Genomic DNA, 20946 nt, shown 5'->3' on the forward strand with positions numbered 1-20946 from the left:
CGCGCACGCAGCAATCAGCCGCCTGACGTCAGAGAAGGAGTACGTCGTGGCTGGGTCGGTCGGCTCCACGGCTTTAGAGGTCGTTCTCTATCCGAACCTCACGTGCGGTTTCCGCTGGTCCGGCATGAGCTGAGGGCTGTCGCGGAAGTCTCGGTCTGTTGCTGGCCGAGACGTCGTGGGGGTGGCGGATGCCGTCGATGCGAGCGGTTTTGGAAGCGCGGCAGAAGGCCGTGGCGGTGCGGGTGGAGGAAATCGAAGCCGAACTGGAGCGGGTGCGGGCGGCTCTGACGGAGGCAGAGGAGACGCTCCGGTGCCGGGTGATCGGCCTGGAGCAGTATCTGGAGGCGCTGGCCGAGGCGGATGCGCCCGCCGTGGCGGCCGACGGGATGGTGCGGAAGGAGCCGGTGGGGCCGCGCCGGGCGGTGCCGCACCGCCAGGACGCGGTCGGCACCGAGGTGCTGTCGGTGGACTACCAGGCGTTGATGGCCGCCGCCGGGGAGGCGGGAGGAGACGGGCTGGGGGCCCGGCGGGCGGCGGTGGTGCTGGGCTGGGACAGCGCGTTGGCCTCGCGCGTCGAAGGCGCCAGGGCCCGGCTGAAGCGGCTGGTGGAACGGGGCTGGCTGGTGGAGGACAAGCCGGGCCGCTTCACGCCGCCCGCGCCGGAGCCGGACGCTGCCGGTGCCGGGCGGCCAGGCGGCGGCTCATGAGCATGGTCATCGACCACAGGACGACGGCCTCGCTGGTGTCGGTGCGCCGTTCGTAGTCGCGGACCAGGCGCCGGCTGCGCAGGAGCCAGGCGAAGGATCTTTCCACCACCCAGCGGCGGGGCAGGACCTGGAAACCCTGGAGGTCGTCGCTGCGGCGGACGATGTCGAGGACGACTCCGAGGTGCTGGTCGGTCCAGTCGGTGAGGTGGCCGGTGTAGCCGCCGTCGGCCCAGACCCGTGCCAGCCGCCGAAAGTGGCTTTTCGCCGCGGGCAGCAGGAGACGGGCGGCGTCCCGGTCGGTGGTGGAGGCCGGCGTGACCAGCACCGCGAGCAGCAGGCCGAGGGTGTCGGTGAGCAGGTGCCGCTTGCGCCCGTTGATCCTCTTCCCGGCGTCGAACCCCCGCGAGACATGAGGGACGGTGGCGTCCGCCTTCACCGACTGCGAGTCCACCACGCCCGCACTCGGTTCCTCCCTGCGGCCCTCCGAGCGGCGGATGACCCCGCGCAGCCGGTCGTGCAGCTCGGCCACCAGCCCTGCATCCCGCCAGCGGGCGAAGAAGGCATACACCCGCGGCCAGGGTGGGAAGTCGGCGGGCATGGCCCGCCACTTGATGCCGTTGTCCACGAGGTAGCGCACCGCATCGACCATCTGCCGGTGGCAGTAGCCCTCCGGCCGGCCGCCCCGGCCCGTCAACCACGACGGCACCGGCAGCAGCTCCCGCACCAGGGCCCACTCCGTGTCGCTCATGTCCGAGGCATACCGGGGCCGACGCTCCGGCCGGTCGGCCGCGTTCCCGAACCGATGGGCGAGACAGTCACACCCAGGAGTGGACGGACTGGACCCGGCGACCACGACCACGCAACACTTCGACACCAGGGCCTCTTGCCTCTCGCTGGACTCGACAACCGCGAGCTACCAAGAGGCCCTTCTTCCATGCGCCTGCACCGGCCAACTCACCCGAATCAGGACCTCGTTCGAACCTGATCGACTCCACGAACGGATAGAGAACAGCCAGTGAGGACAAGGACGGCCACTGCGATGTGGCCACATGCGAGTACGACCAGTGCGGCTACTTCGATGAAGGCGTCCCCGAGTAACTGTCAGGCCTCGCAATCCCGAGCAGCCGCGCTGTTACGGGTTGATCGCCTCTTGTAAGGATTATTCGTGACCTCGTATGTCTGCCCCAGTTGTGACGTTGACTTTGGCTACCCGCAGGGCCTGGCCATCCATCAGGAGCTTGGCTGCGAGTGGGGCGACGACGGGACCGACGGCGACGCCAAGTACTGCTGCGGCATGATCTATGAGGATGGCGAGTCCACCTGTCGCAGCTGCGGGGAGCCGCTGTAGCTCTGCCCCGCTCAGGCGGCAGCCGCTCAGCCGGATAGCCTCACTCATTCACATGGAGCCTTTCTAACGCTGTGACCGCATAGGTCCACCGATTGGGCGCGAATCGCTCTTGGACGCCTGCGCGTGCCTGGCGTGATCGCCGACATGTTCGAAGAGAAGCTGGATGTGCTCTCGCGGATGGCGGCCGAGCACCTCGCCTTGCCGTTCCCACCGGGCTTCTGCGGCGTAGGCGTGGTGGAGCTGGGGCCAGTCCGTCATGCCAGCGATCTAAGCACTCGGGTGGCGCGGAGTTCACGGTTGGGACCGTGCCAGCTGCCTGCCTTGAAGGCAAGCCAGGCCCAGCCGACAGAAAGGGTCAGCAATCTGCGGCGATGCTCCAAGATCCCGTCCACGCCTCGTCCACAGACCCCGACATACGGCCGCTCCGGGCGGCACATGCCTGCACATACGCGAAGACCCCGCTCTCAGCGTTTCCGCTGGTGACGGGGTCTTTGGGCACCTAATCCGTGGTGCCCCCGGCAGGATTCGAACCTGCGCACACGGCTCCGGAGGCCGTTGCTCTATCCCCTGAGCTACGGGGGCGTGTCGGTCGCGGTGATCGCGGCGACGAGTAGAACATTACCAGCTCCGGTGGGGTGGTCATGAACCCGTTTGCGGAGTCGGCCGGGACGGGAGGGTCGGAGGTCGGGTCGGTCCGGAGTGCGGGGTGTCGCCCGTGCGGGGCGGAAGTGGGGAAACGCCGGACGCGGTGGCCGGTGTCGACCTACTCTCGAGTTGTGCCAGGCGCTTCTGGCCGGGTTCTTGTTGTGGACGACAACAAGGTCATCCGGCAGTTGATCAGGGTCAACCTCGAGCTGGAGGGCATCGAGGTCGTGACCGCGGCCGATGGTGCCGAGTGTCTGGAAGTCGTTCATCAGGTGCGGCCCGACCTCGTCACCCTCGATGTCGTGATGCCCCGGCTGGACGGGCTGCGCACCGCCGCCCGGCTGCGTGCCGATCCCCGTACCCGGGATCTTCCGCTCGCCATCGTCAGTGCCTGCACCCGGCACGAGGTGGAGAGCGGGCTCGACGCCGGTGTCGACGCCTTCCTCGCCAAGCCCTTCGAGCCCGGCGAGCTCGTGCGGCTCGTCCGGGAGCTGATCCAGGGGCGTGTCCTCGAGGCCGAGGAGACCGGTCCCGCCTCGCCCGCCGGGAACCCGGGGCGCGCCGGGGGATGAGGCTCGGGCTTCCGTCGCGTGAGGCCGTCCACATCGCGGGATCGCGGCCTAACCCGTTCGCGTACCCACCCCCCTCCTCCCATACGCTTGTCCCGTGACCCCCGTCGAGCTCTCCCGCACCGTGCTGCACGCGGTGCGCCGTGCCGTCGACGAGGGGGAGCTGAGCGTGGCCGTGCCCGAGCGGGTCGTCGTCGCGCCTCCCCGGCCCGGGGGGTGCGGGGACTACGCCACCAACGTCGCCCTCCAGCTCGCCCGTCCGTCCGGACGGCCGGCCCGGCGCGTCGCCGAGATCCTCCGGCCCCACCTGCTGCGCACCGGCGGCATCGCCGACGTCGTCGTCACCGGGCCCGGGTTCCTCAACATCAGTCTGCGGAACGCCGCGCCCGTCGCCCTCGTGGAGGAGGTCCTGCGGCGCGGTCTCCGGTACGGGCACGGCGACTCGCTGGGCGGGCGGCTCGTCCGGCTGCACGCTCCCCACGAGGTCCGCGCCCTGGTCCACCTCGACGTCCTGGTCCGCGTCCTTCGCTCCCAGGGCGCCGACGTCCGTGCCGACTGTGCCGCTCCGCCGCCCGGGGGTGAGGGGGCCGGGTGGGCCACCGCCCGCACCGTCCGCACCGCCCTGGGGGTCCGCCTCGATGTCCCCGGCAGCGGCGATGCGTCCGGCGGTGGCGACGACTCCGGCCGTGTCGTCGTCCGGCCCGTGCCCGCCCCCGCCGATCCGCTCCCCCTCGGCCGGGACGCCGCCCGCTGGGCCCTGCTGCACCCCGCCCCGCACGACCGGCCCCGGATCGGCGGCGAACACCTGGTGCAGCGGGAGGGCAACCCCCTCTTCCGCGTCCGTTACGCCCACGCCCGCACCCGGGCCCTCCTGCGCAACGCCGCCGATCTCGGATTCGCCCCCGAGCCCGGCCCGGTGACCGATCCCGTGGCCGGTGCCGGCGCCCAGCCGCTGTTCCGGGCGCTCGCCGACCACCCCCGCATCCTCGCCGCGGTCGCCGCGCACCGCGCGCCCGATCGGCTCGCCCGGCACCTCGTCGCCGTCGCCGATGCCGCGCTGCCCCTGCTTCCCGCCGTGCTGCCCGTCGGCGGGGAGAAACCCTCGGCCGCCCACCGGGCCCGGCTCGCGCTCGCCGACGCCGCCGGGACGGTGCTGGCCGGCGGCCTGTCCCTGCTCGGCATCGACGCACCCGACCATCTCTGAGAGAGCACTGCGAAGAATGAGCCGTTCCGCACACCCCGCCGGGCCCCGTCACGCCGACGTCCTCCCCGAGGGCCACTACTCCGCACCCCCGGCCGACCTCAACGCCCTCGACCCGAAGGTGTGGGCGCAGACCGTCACCCGCGACGAGCACGGTGTGGTCACCGTCGGCGGGATCGACGTCAAGCGGCTCGCCGAGGAGTTCGGCACCCCCGCCTACATCCTCGACGAGGCCGACTTCCGGGCCCGGGCGCGTGCCTGGCGCACCGCCTTCGGCAGCGACGCCGACGTCTTCTACGCCGGCAAGGCGTTCCTGTCCCGGGCCGTCGTGCGGTGGCTGGACGAGGAGGGGCTGAACCTCGACGTCTGCTCCGGCGGCGAGCTCGCCACCGCGCTGTCCGCCGGCATGCCCGCCGACCGCATCGCCTTCCACGGCAACAACAAGTCCCCGGCCGAGATCGAGCGCGCCGTCCGCGCCGGTGTCGGGCGGATCGTGCTCGACTCGTTCCAGGAGATCGTGCGCGTCGCCCACATCGCGCAGTCCCTCGGCAAGCGGCAGCGGGTGCAGATCCGCATCACCGTCGGCGTGGAGGCGCACACGCACGAGTTCATCGCCACCGCCCACGAGGACCAGAAGTTCGGGATCCCGCTCGCGGGCGGGCAGGCCGCGGAGGCCGTGCGGCGGGCGCTGCAGCTCGACGGGCTGGAGCTCATCGGCATCCACAGCCACATCGGGTCGCAGATCTTCGACATGTCCGGGTTCGAGGTCGCCGCGCACCGGGTCGTGGGACTGCTCAAGGACGTCCGCGACGAGCACGGCGTGGAGCTGCCCGAGATCGACCTCGGCGGCGGGCTCGGGATCGCGTACACCAGCGACGACGACCCCCGCGAGCCGCACGAGATCGCCAAGGCGCTGACCGAGATCGTCACCCGGGAGTGCGAGGCCGCCCGGCTGAGCACGCCGCGCATCTCGGTGGAGCCGGGGCGGGCCATCGTCGGGCCGACCGCCTTCACGCTGTACGAGGTGGGGACCGTCAAGCCGCTGCAGGGGCTGCGGACGTACGTCTCCGTCGACGGCGGGATGTCGGACAACATCCGCACCGCGCTGTACGACGCCGAGTACAGCGTCGCCCTCGTCTCCCGCCGCTCCGACGCCGAGCCGATGCTGTGCCGGGTCGTCGGCAAGCACTGCGAGAGCGGGGACATCGTGGTGCGGGACGCCTTCCTGCCGGGGGACCTGGCGCCGGGCGACCTCATCGCCGTGCCGGCCACCGGCGCGTACTGCCGGTCGATGGCCAGCAACTACAACCACGTCCTGCGTCCGCCCGTCGTCGCCGTCAACGGCGGCGAGGCGCGGGTGATCGTCCGGCGCGAGACCGAGGAGGACCTCCTCCGCCTCGACGTCGGGTAGCCCGCGACGACGAACCCCCGCCGCTGGAAGATCTCCTGTCTTCCCCGGCAAGAAAATGAAATAGATGTCTCACGATCCGGACAAAGGGCAGGAAATCCCGTCCGGTGAGTGAGACTGGTGCAACCGAGACGGTAACCAGGAAACGAGGTCGGATGATGCGTACGCGTCCGCTGAAGGTGGCGCTGCTGGGCTGTGGAGTGGTCGGCTCAGAGGTGGCGCGCATCATGACGACGCACGCCGACGACCTCGCCGCACGCATCGGGGCCCCGGTGGAGCTCGCCGGGGTCGCCGTGCGGCGGCCCGACAAGGTGCGCGAGGGCATCGACCCCGCCCTGGTCACCACCGACGCCACCGCCCTCGTCAAACGCGGCGACCTCGACATCGTCGTCGAGGTCATCGGCGGGATCGAGCCCGCCCGGACGCTGATCACCACCGCCTTCGAGCACGGCGCCTCCGTCGTCTCCGCGAACAAGGCGCTGCTCGCCCAGGACGGGGCCGCGCTGCACGCCGCCGCCGAGGAGCACGGCAGGGACCTCTACTACGAGGCCGCCGTCGCCGGCGCCATCCCGCTGATCCGGCCGCTGCGCGAGTCGCTCGCCGGCGACAAGGTCAACCGGGTGCTGGGCATCGTCAACGGCACCACCAACTTCATCCTCGACAAGATGGACACCACGGGCGCCGGCTACCAGGAGGCGCTCGACGAGGCCACCGCCCTGGGGTACGCGGAGGCCGACCCGACCGCCGACGTCGAGGGCTTCGACGCGGCCGCCAAGGCCGCCATCCTCGCCGGGATCGCCTTCCACACGCGCGTGCGGCTCGACGACGTCCACCGCGAGGGCATGACCGAGGTCACCGCCGGCGACTTCGCCTCCGCCAAGGAGATGGGCTGCACCATCAAGCTGCTCGCCATCTGCGAGCGGGCCGAGGACGGGGCGTCGGTCACCGCGCGGGTGCACCCGGCGATGATTCCGCTCAGCCACCCGCTGGCCTCCGTGCGCGGCGCCTACAACGCCGTGTTCGTGGAGTCGGACGCCTCCGGGCAGCTGATGTTCTACGGGCCGGGCGCGGGCGGCGCGCCGACCGCCTCCGCCGTGCTCGGCGACCTCGTCGCCGTGGGCCGCAACCTGCTCGGCGGGACGACCGGACCCGGCGAGTCCGCGTATGCGGCGCTGCCCGTCTCGTCGATGGGCGAGGTCGTCACGCGCTACCACATCAGCCTCGACGTGGCCGACAAACCGGGCGTTCTCGCCCAGGTCGCGACCGTGTTCGCCGAACACGGCGTCTCGATCGACACGGTCCGCCAGCAGGGCAAGGACGGCGAGGCCTCCCTCGTCGTCGTCACCCACCGTGCGTCCGACGCGGCCCTCGGCGGGACCGTCGAGGCGTTGCGCAAGCTCGACACCGTGCGCGGTGTCGCCAGCATCATGCGGGTTGAAGGAGAGTAACCAGCAATGACCCACCAGTGGCGCGGAATCATCGAGGAGTACCGGGACCGGCTGCCGGTATCCGACACCACGCCGGTCGTGACGCTCCGGGAGGGCGGCACGCCGCTCGTGCCCGCGCAGGTGCTCTCCGAGCGCACGGGCTGCGAGGTCCACCTGAAGGTGGAGGGCGCGAACCCGACCGGGTCCTTCAAGGACCGCGGCATGACCATGGCCATCTCCAAGGCCAAGGAGGAGGGTGCCAAGGCCGTCATCTGCGCCTCCACCGGCAACACCTCCGCCTCCGCCGCCGCGTACGGGGTGCGCGCCGGGATGGTGTCCGCGGTGCTCGTGCCGCAGGGCAAGATCGCGCTCGGCAAGATGGGCCAGGCGCTGGTCCACGGGGCGAAGATCCTCCAGGTCGACGGCAACTTCGACGACTGCCTCACGCTCGCCCGCGCCCTGAGCGACAACTACCCGGTGGCGCTGGTCAATTCGGTCAATCCGGTGCGGATAGAGGGGCAGAAGACCGCCGCCTTCGAGATCGTGGACATGCTGGGCGACGCGCCCGACATCCACGTGCTGCCGGTGGGCAACGCGGGCAACATCACCGCCTATTGGAAGGGGTACCGCGAGTACGCCGCCGACGGCGTCTCCACCAGGACCCCCCGCATGTGGGGCTTCCAGGCCTCCGGCAGCGCCCCGATCGTGCGCGGCGAGGTCGTCAAGGACCCGTCGACCATTGCCACCGCCATCCGCATCGGCAACCCGGCCTCCTGGGACCGCGCGCTGGCGGCGCGGGACGAGTCGGGCGGTCTCATCGACGAGGTGACGGACCGTGAGATCCTGCGCGCCTACCGACTGTTGGCCTCGCAGGAGGGCGTCTTCGTCGAGCCCGCGTCGGCCGCGTCGGTCGCGGGTCTGCTGAAGGCCGCCGAGCAGGGCAAGGTCGACCCGGGGCAGAGGATCGTCTGCACGGTGACGGGCAACGGCCTGAAGGACCCGGACTGGGCCGTCGCCGGCGCCCCGCAGCCGGTCACCGTCCCCGTCGACGCCGCGACCGCCGCCGAGCGGCTCGGCCTCGTCTGACCCCGGCCCCGGTCCGGCTCGAATCCCGGTACGGCCCTGATCCGGGACCGGTCCGGGACCGGTCCGGGACCGGTCCGGGACCGGTCCTGACCCGGTCGTCCGGCCGGTCCCGGCCCGGGCGTTCGGTCGTCGCCGGGCGCTCCGGCACCACCGGCCCCGCGCGCACCGCACCGGGCCGGTGGTGCCGGACCGCGTCGGGCCGTACCGGCCGCGCCGGCCGTGCCGCCCCGGTGGCGCCGGGGCGCGCCGTTCGGCCCGGTTCGGCAGGACCGGCGTATGAAGGCGCTCACCTGGGGAAGTTTCCCTACAGCGGGTGCACAGGGGGCTTACGACACGCATCGTGCGCCTCCTGTGCGCCCTATGTCGCCACAGAACCTTCCTTCGATAGGCTGTACTGAACCCGCCCGCTGCATATGCCGCGGCACCGCGTCGTCCCCGTGGTCCGGACAGTGGCCCGGGGCGGCCCGGAAAGCGGCCGGCCCACCCGGCCGGCGGCGGGCCCGGGGGTTGCCCGAAGGGGTTTTCGTACGTCATCGAATGTCCCGTCCCCGAATGTCCGTCGAAGGCCGTTCGACAGTCACGTAGTCCAAGGAGAGTCTTCGAGCGATGGCCGGTCCCGCGTTCCGCGCCGCCGCCGTCCGGGTGCGCGTCCCCGCCACCAGCGCCAACCTCGGCCCGGGCTTCGACGCCCTCGGCCTCGCGCTGGGCCTGTACGACGACGTGGTCGTCCGGGTGGCCGACTCCGGGCTGCACATCGACATCGCAGGTGAGGGCAGCGAGACCCTCCCGCGCGACGAGAGCCATCTGCTCGTACGCTCCCTGCGCACCGCCTTCGACCTGCTCGGCGGACAGCCGCGCGGCCTGGAGATCGTCTGCGCCAACCGCATCCCGCACGGCCGGGGCCTGGGCTCCTCCTCGGCCGCCATCTGCGCCGGGATCGTCGCCGCCCGCGCCGTGACCATAGGGGCCGAGGCCAAGCTCGACGACACCGCGCTGCTCGAGCTCGCCACCGAGATCGAGGGCCACCCCGACAACGTCGCGGCCTGTCTGCTGGGCGGCTTCACCCTGTCCTGGATGGAGGGCGGCGCGGCCCGGGCGATCAGGATGGATCCCGCCGATTCCATCGTTCCGGTGGTTTTCGTCCCCGGGAAGCCGGTCCTCACCGAGACCGCGCGCGGCCTGCTCCCGCGCACCGTCCCGCACGTCGACGCCGCCGCCAACGCGGGCCGTGCCGCCCTGCTCGTCGAGGCCCTCACCCGGCGCCCCGAGCTGCTGCTGCCCGCCACCGAGGACCGCCTGCACCAGGAGTACCGCGCCCCGGCCATGCCCGAGAGCGCGGCCCTCGTGGAGCGGCTGCGGAGGGACGGCATCCCCGCGGTGATCTCCGGCGCCGGACCCACGGTCATGGCGCTGGCGGACGCGGACACCGCCGACAAGGTCGAAGCACTGGCCGGCACCGACTGGGCCGCCAACCGGCTCAGCCTCGACGTGCGGGGAGCGAGCGTGCTTCCGCTCGCGACCTGACACACGGTTGCCGGATTTGGAGAGGGGGAATGTTTGTTGGATCCGGTAGTGTTAATCTCAAGTCTGCACCCGACCCCACCATGGCGAGGTGCCTCGTGTCCCCGTCCGGGACAGACATTCTTCCGGGAGCTCCCCAAGCCGCACTGTGTTCTCTGCTACGTACGCGGGCAGTACGTCGTACGCGGACACTGAACGGCCCGCCGGGCACGCTCCGGAACCGGTGCGACCACGCCACGTGACACTGGGTGCCACGGCTCGAGGAAGCGCCATCACCAGATATCTCTTCCGCCGCTCAGGCGGACAACCGCCCCGGCACGGTTCGCACAGCAAGGACCGCCGCCGGACAGCACAACCGGTCGCCGAGCCAGACAGGCCGACGTCCGCTCCAGGGAAGGACCCTTCGTGAGCGACACCACCGATCTGATGGGCGCACGTGTCGAGGAGACCGCTGCCGCGCCCGCCACGGACGCTTCCGCGCCTGCCACCGGTGCCGGCTCCCGGCGGCGCCGCGGTACCGGCCTCGAGGGCATGGTGCTGGCCGAGCTGCAGCAGGTCGCATCCGGCCTCGGCATCAGGGGCACCGCGCGCATGCGCAAGAGCCAGCTGATCGAGGTCATCAAGGAGGCGCAGGCCGCTGGTGGGGGCGCCCCCTCCGGGGAGGCCGCCCCGGCCAAGGCCGAGGCCGCCGAGACCAAGCCCAAGCGCCGCGCCACCTCCCGGGCCCGTACGGGCGAGGCCGCCGAGAAGAAGGCGGACGCCGGGGACGCGCAGGCCCCCGCCGAGAAGGCCGCGGCCCAGCAGCAGATCGAGATCCCGGGCCAGCCCTCCCCGAAGGCCTCCGCCCCGGCCGAGCAGGCCGCCGCCGAGGACGCCGCCCCCGCCGAGCGCCGCCGCCGTCGCGCCACCGCCGAGGCCGGTGCCCCGGCCGCCGCGACCGAGACGATCGCCGCCGAGGCGAAGGCCGAGACCTCGGCCCAGCCGCAGCAGGGCGAGGCCAGGTCCGACCACGAGGGTGGCGAGGGCCGCCGCCGCGACCGCCGTGAGCGCGGCCGCGACCGTGACCGCGGAGACCGTGGCGACCGCGGTGAGCGCGGCGACCGCGGTGAGCGCGGCGACCGGGGTGAGCGCGGTGAGCGTCGCGGCAAGGGCGACGACCAGCAGCAGAACCAGGGCGGCCAGGGCCGTCAGCAGAGCCAGCAGGGCGGCGGCCGTCAGGACGACGGCTACGACGAGGACGGCGGCGGCCGCCGTGGCCGCCGCGGGCGCTACCGCGACCGCCGTGGCCGCCGCGGCCGCGAGGACGTGCAGGAGCCGCAGATCGCCGAGGACGACGTCCTGATCCCGGTCGCGGGCATCCTCGACATCCTCGACAACTACGCGTTCATCCGGACCTCCGGCTACCTGCCGGGCCCGAACGACGTGTACGTCTCCCTCGCCCAGGTCCGCAAGAACGGCCTGCGCAAGGGCGACCACATCACCGGTGCGGTCCGCCAGCCCAAGGAAGGCGAGCGGCGCGAGAAGTTCAACGCGCTGGTCCGCCTGGACTCCGTCAACGGCATGGCGCCCGAACACGGCCGCGGCCGCCCGGAGTTCAACAAGCTCACTCCGCTGTACCCGCAGGACCGCCTCCGCCTGGAGACGGACCCGGGCGTGCTGACCACCCGGATCATCGACCTCGTGTCGCCGATCGGCAAGGGCCAGCGCGGTCTGATCGTGGCCCCGCCGAAGACCGGCAAGACCATGATCATGCAGGCGATCGCCAACGCGATCACCCACAACAACCCCGAGTGCCACCTGATGGTCGTCCTCGTCGACGAGCGTCCGGAAGAGGTCACCGACATGCAGCGGTCGGTCAAGGGCGAGGTCATCTCCTCGACCTTCGACCGTCCGGCCGAGGACCACACCACGGTCGCCGAGCTCGCCATCGAGCGCGCCAAGCGCCTGGTGGAGCTGGGTCACGACGTCGTCGTGCTGCTCGACTCGATCACCCGCCTGGGCCGTGCGTACAACCTCGCCGCCCCGGCCTCCGGCCGCATCCTGTCCGGTGGTGTCGACTCGACCGCCCTGTACCCGCCGAAGCGCTTCTTCGGTGCGGCCCGCAACATCGAGGACGGCGGCTCGCTGACCATCCTCGCCACCGCCCTGGTGGACACCGGGTCCCGCATGGACGAGGTGATCTTCGAGGAGTTCAAGGGCACCGGCAACATGGAGCTCAAGCTCGACCGGAAGCTCGCCGACAAGCGCATCTTCCCCGCGGTGGACGTGGACGCGTCCGGCACCCGCAAGGAGGAGATCCTGCTCGGCGCCGAGGAGCTGGGCATCGTCTGGAAGCTGCGCCGGGTGCTGCACGCGCTCGACCAGCAACAGGCGATCGAGCTGCTCCTCGACAAGATGAAGCAGACCAAGTCGAACGTCGAGTTCCTGATGCAGATCCAGAAGACGACGCCGACGCCGGGCAACGGCGACTGACGTCCGTCCCCCGCCGAAGGGCCGCTCCCCGAAGGGAGCGGCCCTTCGGGCGTTCTCGGACAGGTGTACGATCACGCTGCCTCGGGCCGATCTCCGCTTCTCTCCGCCGCATCCGGGCCCGGGCTTTCCGATCCCCAGGGGGACCTGCGTGAGTACATCCATGTCCGGAGCCGGCCGGCACAGACGCCGGGCCAGGATCGCCCTGCCCGTGGCCGCGGCGGGTGTCGCCGCGGCCGTCGCCGCCGCACTGCTGACCTCGTCGGCCGGTGCCGCCACCGCGCTGCCGCAGCCGACCGTCGACCCGGCGACCAGCTCGCCGTCGACCGCCGAGCTGACCAGGCGCGTCGCGGGCGCCATGGCGGGCGACGACACCGCGGGCAAGACGGCCAGGTCGTCGCTGAGCAGCGGCACGGACACCGGTTCCACCGTCGACGCGAAGATCATCGGCGGCACCACGACCGGCATCAGCACGGCGCCCTGGATGGCCCAGCTCCACTACTACGACGACCGGGGCACCAGCGGCACCAGCGACGACATCGGCTTCTTCTGCGGCGGCGCCGTCGTCGCGCCGACGAAGGTCCTCACCGCCGCGCACTGCGTCAAGGGCTACGACTGGCACGCCAACGGCGCCGTCGTCACCGGCACCGCCCAGCTCCCCTCGGACGGCGGCAGCGACCTGCACGGCGGCACCGTCAGCGGGGTCTGGCGGCAGTGGAACCACCCGTCGTACAACGCGACCACCATCGACAACGACATCGCGGTGCTCACCCTGCCGGCCCCCGTCCGGGTCACCCCGATCCGCATGACGACCTCCGGCGACACCGCCTCCTACGCCGCCGGAACCAGCGCCAAGGTCTACGGCTGGGGCCGCACCAGCTCCACCAGCCAGGACATCTCCGAGACGCTGAAGACGGCCACGCTGCCCATCCAGTCCGACACCACGTGCGCCGGCGCCTACGGCGCCGACTTCGTCAAGGGCCACATGGTCTGCGCCGGGCAGCCCGCCAGCGGCAGCGACACCGGCACCACCTCCGCCTGCAACGGCGACTCCGGCGGCCCGCTGGTCGTGAGCAACCGGATCGTCGGCGTCGTCTCCTGGGGCGTGCAGGACTGCGTGGCGAAGGGCGCCTACAGCGTCTTCGCCAAGGTGAGCGGCTACGTCGGCGCCGCCTACCCGCGCGTCGACGACACCAACATCAGCGGCGACCACCGGGCCGACCTGTGGGTGCGCAGGGCCTCCACGACGACCGGCTACTCCAAGGACTCCACGGGCTCCGCCTTCGCCACCCGCGAGTCCTGGGGCAGCTGGAACGGCGTCAACCTCGTCCTGCAGACCGACCTCGACCGCGACGGTTACCAGGACCTGGTGTACCGGCGCAGCAGCGACGGCGACGTCTTCTGGACCCACTACGTCATCTCCAGCGGCAGCTGGTCCACCAAGCGCCTCGCCGACAACTGGAAGACCCGCACCCGGATCGTCACCCCCGGCGACGTCACCGGCGACTACCTGCCCGACCTGCTGTCCGTGGACTCCGCCGGCGTGCTGTGGATCTACCCGGGCAGGGGCGACGGCTCCTTCTCCTCCCGCGTGCAGGTGGGCTCCGGCTGGAACCAGTACAACTCCGTGCGCGGCCACGGCGACTTCACCGGCGACGGGAAGACCGACCTAATCGCCCGGTCCAAGAGCACCGGCGACGTGTACCTGTACAAGGGCACCGGCAAGTCCGGCTCCGGCGCCTTCTCCGGCCGGATCAAGGTGCGCACCTGGAAGAGCACCACCTACAACGCCTTCGACGCGGTCGGCGACGTCAGCGGCGACGGCAGGGCCGACTTCCTGGCCCGCACCCCCGGCGGCACGCTCTACCTGTACAAGGGCACCGGAAAGGCCACGAGCGAGATCTTCGCCACACGGATCTCCGTCGGCACCGGTTTCGAGCAGTACGACATCTTCGGCTGAACCCGCAGGTGAGCGGTGTGCGCACCGCTCCCGGCGGAACCACCCCGTCGTGCCCGGCCGTCCACAGGCCGGGCACAGGGGGCCGTGTCACCCTGTGCCGCGTTTCCCCGTCCGGCCGGACGGCGGGACGACGGGTGCCGTACAGGGAGCGGACCGGCCGGGTCCGGCACCGCGCGGAAGGCCGGCGACCGGACGGGAGCCGAGGAGCACATGTCTGCCGAGGGCACACCGGACCCCGGCGCACCGGGGAGAGCCCGGCACGGCGGGACGGCACCACCGCGCCGGAGGACGCCGCCGCGGACGGCGCGGGAAGCGGCGCGAGGGCCGCCGGTCTGGACCGCCGCGGGCATCGTCGCCCTGGGCGGCACCGGCGCCGGACACCTGTACTTCAAGCTCAACGGCGACATCGACAGCGTCGACATCGACCAGGCCCTCGGCACCGACCGGCCCGAGAAGGCGGACGACGGCTCCGAGGACATCCTCGTGCTCGGCTCCGACACCCGCTCCGGCGGCAACGGGGAGCTCGGCGGCGGCACCGACGACGGCACCGCCCGCTCCGACACCGCGGTGATCGTGCACGTCCACGAGGGCCACAGGAGGGCCGCCGTGGACTCCGTCCCGCGCGACACCGTCGTCGACCGCCCCGAGTGCACCGACACCGAGGGCGCCACCCACCCCGCCGCGACCGGCGTGACGTTCAACTCCGCCTCCTCCACGGGCGGGGCGGCCTGCGCGGTGAAGACCGTCGAGTCGCTCACCGATCTGCGCATGGACCACTACCTGGAGGTCGACTTCTCCGGCTCCCAAGAGCTCGTCGACGAACTCGGCGGCGTCCAGGTCACCACCACCGAGGACATCGAGGACCCCGAGAGCCACCTCGAGCTGAAGGCCGGCACCCACCGGCTGAGCGGTGCGCAGGCCCTCGGCCTGGTGCGCACCCGGCACGGCGTCGGCGACGGCTCCGACCTCGGCCGCATCCAGCTCCAGCAGGCCTTCCTCAAGGCGCTGCTGCGGCAGGTCGGGGAGGTCGGCGTCCTCACCGGCCCCGAGAAGCGGTACGACCTCGCCGACACCGCCACCAGGACCGTCACCACCGACTCCGGCCTCGGCTCGGTGAACTCCCTGATGTCCTTCGCGGGCGGCCTGAAGGACATCAGCCCCGCGCGGACGCAGACGGTGACCATGCCGGTGCGGTACGACCCGGCCGACGCCAACCGGGTCCTGCTCGACAAGGACGAGGCACGGCTGGTCCTGGACGCCCTGAGGAACGACGAGCCGATCCCCGCGGCCGCCGCCGAGGGCACCGCCGCCGGGCAGGCCGGGGACGTGGTGAGCACGTCGTAGCCGGGCGGCCCACCGGCGGGAATAGATCGCCTCCACCCCCGGTTTGGGAGGAAGGCGCCAGTCCTGGCAGACTGGTACGTCGGCTCCGGTTCACGCCTGCCGCACCCCGCGGCGGCGACCCGGCGCCCTCCCGGAACCTAGGAGACACCTTGAAGCGCGACATCCACCCCGAGTACGTCGAGACGCAGGTCAGCTGCACCTGTGGCGCGTCGTTCACCACCCGCAGCACGATCTCCAGCGGCACCATCCGTGCCGAGGTCTGCTCCGAGTGCCACCCGTTCTACACGGGCAAGCAGAAGATCCTCGACACCGGTGGCCGTGTGGCCCGCTTCGAGGCCCGCTTCGGCAAGGCCGCCGGCTCCAAGAAGTAGCGAGCCCCATTCCGCCGGTCCACGGTCGTGTCCCTCCCGGGGGACTCACCGGGACCGGCGTTTTTGGTCGTCCGCCCTTCACCCCGTACCAGCAGGAGCCCAAGATGTTCGAGGCCGTCGAGGAACTCGTCGCCGAGCACGCCGACCTGGAGAAGAAGCTCGCCGATCCGTCGGTCCACGCCGACCAGGCCAACGCGCGCAGGCTGAACAAGCGCTACGCCGAGCTCACCCCGATCGTCGCCACGTACCGCTCCTGGAGGCAGACGGGCGACGACATCGACACCGCGCGCGAACTGGCCGCCGACGACCCCGACTATGCTGCCGAGTTCGCTTCGGAGGTCAAGGAGCTGGACAAGCAGCGCGAGGAGCTCACCGAGAAGCTCCGCATGCTGCTGATCCCGCGCGACCCCAGCGACGACAAGGACGTCATCCTGGAGATCAAGGCGGGTGCGGGCGGCGACGAGTCCGCCCTGTTCGCCGGCGACCTGCTGCGCATGTACCTGCGCTACGCCGAGCGCGTCGGCTGGAAGACCGAGATCATCGACGCGACCGAGTCCGAGCTGGGCGGCTACAAGGACGTCCAGGTCGCCGTGAAGGCCCGCGGGCAGATCGAGCCCGGCCAGGGCGTGTGGGCGCGGCTGAAGTACGAGGGCGGCGTGCACCGCGTGCAGCGCGTGCCGGCCACCGAGTCGCAGGGCCGCATCCACACCTCCGCGGCGGGCGTCCTGGTGACCCCCGAGGCGGAGGAGGTCGACGTCGAGATCAACCCGAACGACCTGCGCATCGACGTCTACCGGTCCTCGGGCCCGGGCGGCCAGTCCGTCAACACCACCGACTCCGCCGTGCGCATCACGCACCTGCCGACCGGAGTCGTCGCCTCCTGCCAGAACGAGAAGAGCCAGCTGCAGAACAAGGAGCAGGCACTGCGTATCCTGCGCTCCAGGCTGCTCGCCATGGCGCAGGAGGAGGCGGAGAGGGAGGCCGCCGACGCCCGCCGCAGCCAGGTCCGCACCGTCGACCGCTCCGAGAAGATCCGCACCTACAACTTCCCGGAGAACCGCATCTCGGACCACCGCGTCGGCTTCAAGGCGTACAACCTGGACCAGGTCCTGGACGGCGACCTCGACGCGGTGATCCAGGCCTGCGTCGACGCGGACTCGGCCGCCAAGCTCGCCGCCGCGTAAGGCACGAGGTCCGTACGAGTACTTCCGGAGGCATCGCGTGAACCTGCTGCTCGCCGAGGTGGCCCAGGCCACCCAGCGGCTCGCCGACGCCGGCGTGCCCTCGCCGCGCACCGACGCGGAGGAGCTCGCCGCGTTCGTGCACGGCGTCAAGCGCGGCGAGCTGCACACCGTGAAGGACTCCGACTTCGACGCCCGGTACTGGGAGGTCATCGCCCGCCGCGAGGCCCGCGAACCGCTCCAGCACATCACCGGGCGCGCCTACTTCCGCTACCTGGAGCTCCAGGTGGGACCCGGGGTGTTCGTCCCGCGCCCGGAGACCGAGTCGGTGGTCGAGTGGGCCATAGACGCCGTCCGCGCCATGGACGTCGTCGAGCCCTGCATCGTCGACCTGTGCACCGGCTCCGGTGCGATCGCCCTCGCCCTCGCCCAGGAGGTGCCGCGCTCGCGCGTGTACGCCGTGGAGCTGTCCGAGGACGCCCTGGTGTGGACCCGCAAGAACATGGAGGGCTCCCGCGTCGAACTGCGCCAGGGCGACGCCCTGAGGGCCTTCCCCGACCTCGACGGCCAGGTCGACCTGGTCGTCTCCAACCCGCCGTACATCCCGCTCACCGAGTGGGAGTACGTGGCCCCGGAGGCCCGCGACTACGACCCCCAGCTGGCCCTGTTCTCCGGCGAGGACGGCCTCGACCTCATCCGCGGCCTGGAGCGCACCGCGCACCGGCTGCTGCGCCCCGGCGGGGTGGTCGTCGTCGAGCACGCCGACACCCAGGGCGGCCAGGTGCCGTGGATCTTCGCCGAGGACCGCGGCTGGACCGACGCCGCCGACCACCCCGACCTGAACAACCGCCCCCGGTTCGCCACCGCCCGCAAGGCGCTGCCGTGAGCGCCCTGCCCACCCCATCCCCCCAGCACGTACGAGGAGGCCCGCCAGATGGCTCGGCGATACGACACCAATGACGCGACCGACCGCGCGACCGGTCTGCGTGAGGCCGCGTCCGCCGTGCGCCGTGGCGAGCTCGTGGTGCTGCCGACGGACACGGTGTACGGCATCGGCGCGGACGCGTTCACCTCGGAGGCCGTCGCCGACCTGCTGGCGGCCAAGGGCCGCGGCCGCAACATGCCCACGCCCGTCCTCATCGGCTCCCCGAACACCCTGCACGGCCTCGTCACGGACTTCTCCGAGATGGCCTGGGAACTGGTCGACGCGTTCTGGCCGGGCGCGCTGACGCTCGTCGCCAGGCACCAGCCGTCCCTCCAGTGGGACCTCGGTGACACCCGCGGCACGGTGGCCGTGCGGATGCCGCTGCACCCGGTCGCCATCGAGCTGCTCACCGAGGTCGGCCCCATGGCCGTCTCGTCCGCGAACCTCACCGGCCACCCGGCGCCGGAGAACTGCGACGCCGCGCAGGAGATGCTCGGCGACTCCGTCTCCGTCTACCTCGACGGCGGCCCGACCCCCGGCAACGTCCCCTCCTCGATCGTCGACGTCACGCGGCCCGTGCCGGTGCTGCTGCGCGAGGGCGCGATCTCGCCGGACGAGCTGCGCAAGGTGGTACCCGACCTCGAGGTGGCGAATTGACGGCCCCGGAAGCGGGGCGTGGCATAGGCAACGGGGAATCCAGCGCGGAGGTGACGACCACCTTCGGGTTTCCGCGCGACACCTTCCGCATCCTCCACGTCAGTACCGGAAACGTGTGCCGCTCGCCCATCACCGAGCGGCTGACCCGGCATTTCGTGAGCCAGCGGCTGGGCATCCTGGGCGGCGGGCTGATCGTGGAGAGCGCGGGCACCTGGGGCCACGAGGGCGCGCCCATGGAGGCCCACGCGGAGACCGTGCTCGCCGACTTCGGCGCGGACGCCTCCGGCTTCACGGGGCGCGAGCTCCTGGACGAGCACGTGATCCGCGCCGACCTCGTCCTGACCGCCACCCGGGACCACCGCGCCCAGGTCATCTCCATGGGCCACTCGGCGGGCCTGCGCACCTTCACGCTGAAGGAGTTCACCCGTCTGGTGAACGCCATCGACCCGGCGACCCTGCCCCCGCTGGACGACGGCCTGGTCATGCGCGCCCGCGCCCTGGTCCGCGCGGCCGCCGCCCTGCGCGGGTGGCTCCTGGCCCCGACGGCCGAGGCGGACGAGGTCCACGACCCGTACGGGGCGCCGCTGACCTTCTTCCGCTCCATCGGCGACGAGATACACCAGGCCCTGGACCCGGTGGTCACGGCCCTGACGGGCGTACCGACGCGGGCCTGAACCCCCGCGGGCGGGCCGTGCGGGCCGCATGGCCCGGGAGGGTGCGGCAACCGCGCGCTCCCCGGGCGCCCGGCCTACATTGGTCGTACGTCCGCGTCGACGTCCGGGAGCCCCCCATGACGGTCACCCCTGCCCTCGAGGCCGATGTCCTGCGCCGCCAGGACCCCGAGCTCGCCGACGTCCTGCTCGGCGAGCGCGAGCGGCAGGCGACCACGCTCCAGCTGATCGCCGCGGAGAACTTCACCTCGCCCGCCGTGCTGGCCGCCCTCGGCTCGCCGCTGGCCAACAAGTACGCGGAAGGCTATCCGGGCGCCCGGCACCACGGCGGCTGCGAGTTCGCCGACGCCGCCGAGCGCCTCGCCGTGGAGCGCGCCAAGGACCTGTTCGGCGCCGAGCACGCCAACGTCCAGGCGCACTCCGGCTCCTCGGCCGTCCTGGCCGCCTACGCCGCCCTGCTGCGCCCCGGCGACACCGTCCTCGCCCTCGGCCTGCCCCACGGCGGTCACCTCACCCACGGGTCGCCCGCGAACTTCTCCGGCCGCTGGTTCGACTTCGTCGGCTACGGCGTGGACGCCGAGAGCGGCCTGATCGACCACGACCAGGTCCGCACCCTCGCCCGCACCCACCGCCCCAAGGCGATCGTCTGCGGCTCCACCGCCTACCCCCGCCACCTCGACCACGCGTTCTTCCGCGAGGTCGCCGACGAGGTGGGCGCGTACCTGATCGCCGACGCCGCGCACCCCATCGGGCTCGTCGCCGGGGGAGCGGCGCCCAGCCCGGTGCCGTACGCCGACATCGTCTGCGCCACCACGCACAAGGTGCTGCGCGGCCCGCGCGGCGGGATGATCCTGTGCGGCGCGGAACTGGCCGAGCGGGTGGACCGGGCCGTCTTCCCCTTCACCCAGGGCGGCGCCCAGATGCACACCGTCGCCGCCAAGGCGGTCGCGTTCCGGGAGGCGGCGACGGAGGCGTTCGCCGCGTACGCGCACCGGGTGGTCGCCAACGCGCGGGCGCTGGCCGCCGCGCTGGCCGCCGAGGGGCTGGCCGTCACCACCGGCGGCACGGACACCCACCTGATCACCGCCGACCCGGCCCCCTCGGCGTCGACGGACGCGCCGCGCGCGGCCGGCTCGCGGCGGCCGGTCTGGTCATGGACTGCTGCGCCCTGCCGCACGCCGACGTCCGCGGCCTGCGCCTGGGCACGGCGGCGGTGACCACGCAGGGCATGGGGGAGCGGGAGATGCCGGTCGTCGCCGGGCTGATGGCGAGCGCCCTCAGGGGCGGCGCCCGGGCCGCGCGGGTCCGGGAGGACGTACGGGAACTGACCGCGGCCTTTCCGCCGTATCCGCACTGAGCACGGCCGTTCCGGGGTGGGCGCGCCCGCGGTGCACGGCCTCCCGTGCAACCATCGTCGCCACCCGGAAGTCCTCACTCATATGCGCACCTCGCTAGG

17 protein-coding genes, 1 tRNA gene and 1 pseudogene are annotated in these 20946 nt (G+C 72.2%); 17 read left to right on the plus strand and 2 right to left on the minus strand.

Annotation, left to right across the window (positions count from 1 at the left end; genetic code table 11):
* Window positions 1-197: 197 nt before the first annotated feature.
* A complete protein-coding gene (locus GL259_RS26335; RefSeq protein ID WP_159538988.1) occupies window positions 198-707 on the plus strand; it encodes a hypothetical protein in 510 nt (169 codons plus the stop codon).
* On the opposite strand, the gene GL259_RS26340 is transcribed toward GL259_RS26335, so the two are convergent.
* Window positions 646-1455: an IS5 family transposase gene (locus GL259_RS26340; protein WP_159535791.1), complete on the minus strand. Its 810-nt coding sequence runs from the start codon at window positions 1453-1455 to the stop codon at window positions 646-648. The two genes, GL259_RS26335 and GL259_RS26340, sit on opposite strands and share 62 nt — an antisense overlap.
* 417 nt (window positions 1456-1872) lie before the next feature.
* On the opposite strand from GL259_RS26340, the gene GL259_RS26345 reads away from it, so the two are divergent.
* Window positions 1873-2055, plus strand: a complete 183-nt coding sequence (locus GL259_RS26345) for a hypothetical protein (protein WP_101278034.1) — start codon at window positions 1873-1875, stop codon at window positions 2053-2055.
* Between the two features lie 507 nt (window positions 2056-2562).
* Here the strand turns inward: GL259_RS26345 and GL259_RS26350 are convergent.
* Window positions 2563-2637: transfer RNA gene (locus tag GL259_RS26350), tRNA-Arg, on the minus strand.
* A 146-nt stretch (window positions 2638-2783) separates the two neighbouring features.
* Between GL259_RS26350 and GL259_RS26355 the strand changes: the two genes are divergently transcribed.
* From GL259_RS26355 to GL259_RS26425, 15 genes and pseudogenes are all read left to right on the plus strand, one after another.
* Window positions 2784-3272: a response regulator gene (locus GL259_RS26355; RefSeq protein ID WP_159535794.1), complete on the plus strand. Its 489-nt coding sequence runs from the start codon at window positions 2784-2786 to the stop codon at window positions 3270-3272.
* 94 nt (window positions 3273-3366) lie between these two features.
* Entirely contained in the window at window positions 3367-4473 is a 1107-nt protein-coding gene (gene nrtL, locus GL259_RS26360; protein WP_159535795.1) for an ArgS-related anticodon-binding protein NrtL, read from the plus strand.
* A gap of 16 nt (window positions 4474-4489) precedes the next feature.
* Window positions 4490-5881: a diaminopimelate decarboxylase gene (gene lysA, locus GL259_RS26365; RefSeq protein WP_159535796.1), complete on the plus strand. Its 1392-nt coding sequence runs from the start codon at window positions 4490-4492 to the stop codon at window positions 5879-5881.
* Window positions 5882-6033: 152 nt separating this feature from the next.
* Complete coding sequence (locus GL259_RS26370) at window positions 6034-7326, plus strand: homoserine dehydrogenase (protein ID WP_166461561.1); 1293 nt, start codon at window positions 6034-6036, stop codon at window positions 7324-7326.
* Window positions 7327-7332: 6 nt separating this feature from the next.
* Window positions 7333-8391 carry a threonine synthase gene (gene thrC / locus GL259_RS26375; protein WP_159535797.1) on the plus strand — a complete coding sequence of 353 codons (1059 nt, stop codon included), beginning with the start codon at window positions 7333-7335 and terminating at the stop codon, window positions 8389-8391.
* A gap of 606 nt (window positions 8392-8997) precedes the next feature.
* Window positions 8998-9915: a homoserine kinase gene (gene thrB / locus GL259_RS26380; protein WP_159535798.1), complete on the plus strand. Its 918-nt coding sequence runs from the start codon at window positions 8998-9000 to the stop codon at window positions 9913-9915.
* A gap of 402 nt (window positions 9916-10317) precedes the next feature.
* Window positions 10318-12384 (plus strand): transcription termination factor Rho, encoded by a 2067-nt coding sequence (gene rho / locus GL259_RS26385; protein ID WP_159535799.1) that lies wholly within the window; start codon window positions 10318-10320, stop codon window positions 12382-12384.
* Window positions 12385-12544: 160 nt separating this feature from the next.
* On the plus strand, window positions 12545-14341 hold the full coding sequence (locus tag GL259_RS26390; RefSeq protein ID WP_159538992.1) for a trypsin-like serine protease: 1797 nt from the start codon (window positions 12545-12547) through the stop codon (window positions 14339-14341).
* Window positions 14342-14551: 210 nt separating this feature from the next.
* Window positions 14552-15685, plus strand: coding sequence for an LCP family protein (locus GL259_RS26395; protein WP_159535800.1), 1134 nt, complete (start codon window positions 14552-14554; stop codon window positions 15683-15685).
* Between the two features lie 149 nt (window positions 15686-15834).
* On the plus strand, window positions 15835-16056 hold the full coding sequence (gene rpmE / locus GL259_RS26400) for a 50S ribosomal protein L31 (RefSeq protein WP_093720256.1): 222 nt from the start codon (window positions 15835-15837) through the stop codon (window positions 16054-16056).
* Between the two features lie 104 nt (window positions 16057-16160).
* Complete coding sequence (prfA, locus tag GL259_RS26405) at window positions 16161-17240, plus strand: peptide chain release factor 1 (protein WP_159535801.1); 1080 nt, start codon at window positions 16161-16163, stop codon at window positions 17238-17240.
* Window positions 17241-17277: 37 nt separating this feature from the next.
* Complete coding sequence (prmC, locus tag GL259_RS26410) at window positions 17278-18123, plus strand: peptide chain release factor N(5)-glutamine methyltransferase (RefSeq protein ID WP_159535802.1); 846 nt, start codon at window positions 17278-17280, stop codon at window positions 18121-18123.
* Between the two features lie 48 nt (window positions 18124-18171).
* The gene (locus tag GL259_RS26415; protein ID WP_159535803.1) at window positions 18172-18819 is read left to right on the plus strand and encodes an L-threonylcarbamoyladenylate synthase; all 648 of its coding nucleotides are present in this window, start codon (window positions 18172-18174) and stop codon (window positions 18817-18819) included.
* Window positions 18816-19493 carry a protein-tyrosine-phosphatase gene (locus GL259_RS26420; RefSeq protein WP_159535804.1) on the plus strand — a complete coding sequence of 226 codons (678 nt, stop codon included), beginning with the start codon at window positions 18816-18818 and terminating at the stop codon, window positions 19491-19493. The genes GL259_RS26415 and GL259_RS26420 overlap by 4 nt, the downstream gene beginning before the upstream one ends.
* A 116-nt stretch (window positions 19494-19609) precedes the next feature.
* A pseudogene (locus GL259_RS26425) lies at window positions 19610-20847 on the plus strand (serine hydroxymethyltransferase).
* Window positions 20848-20946 lie beyond the last annotated feature (99 nt).

Source organism: Streptomyces sp. Tu 3180, from assembly GCF_009852415.1.
Classification (GTDB): Bacteria; Actinomycetota; Actinomycetes; order Streptomycetales; family Streptomycetaceae; genus Streptomyces.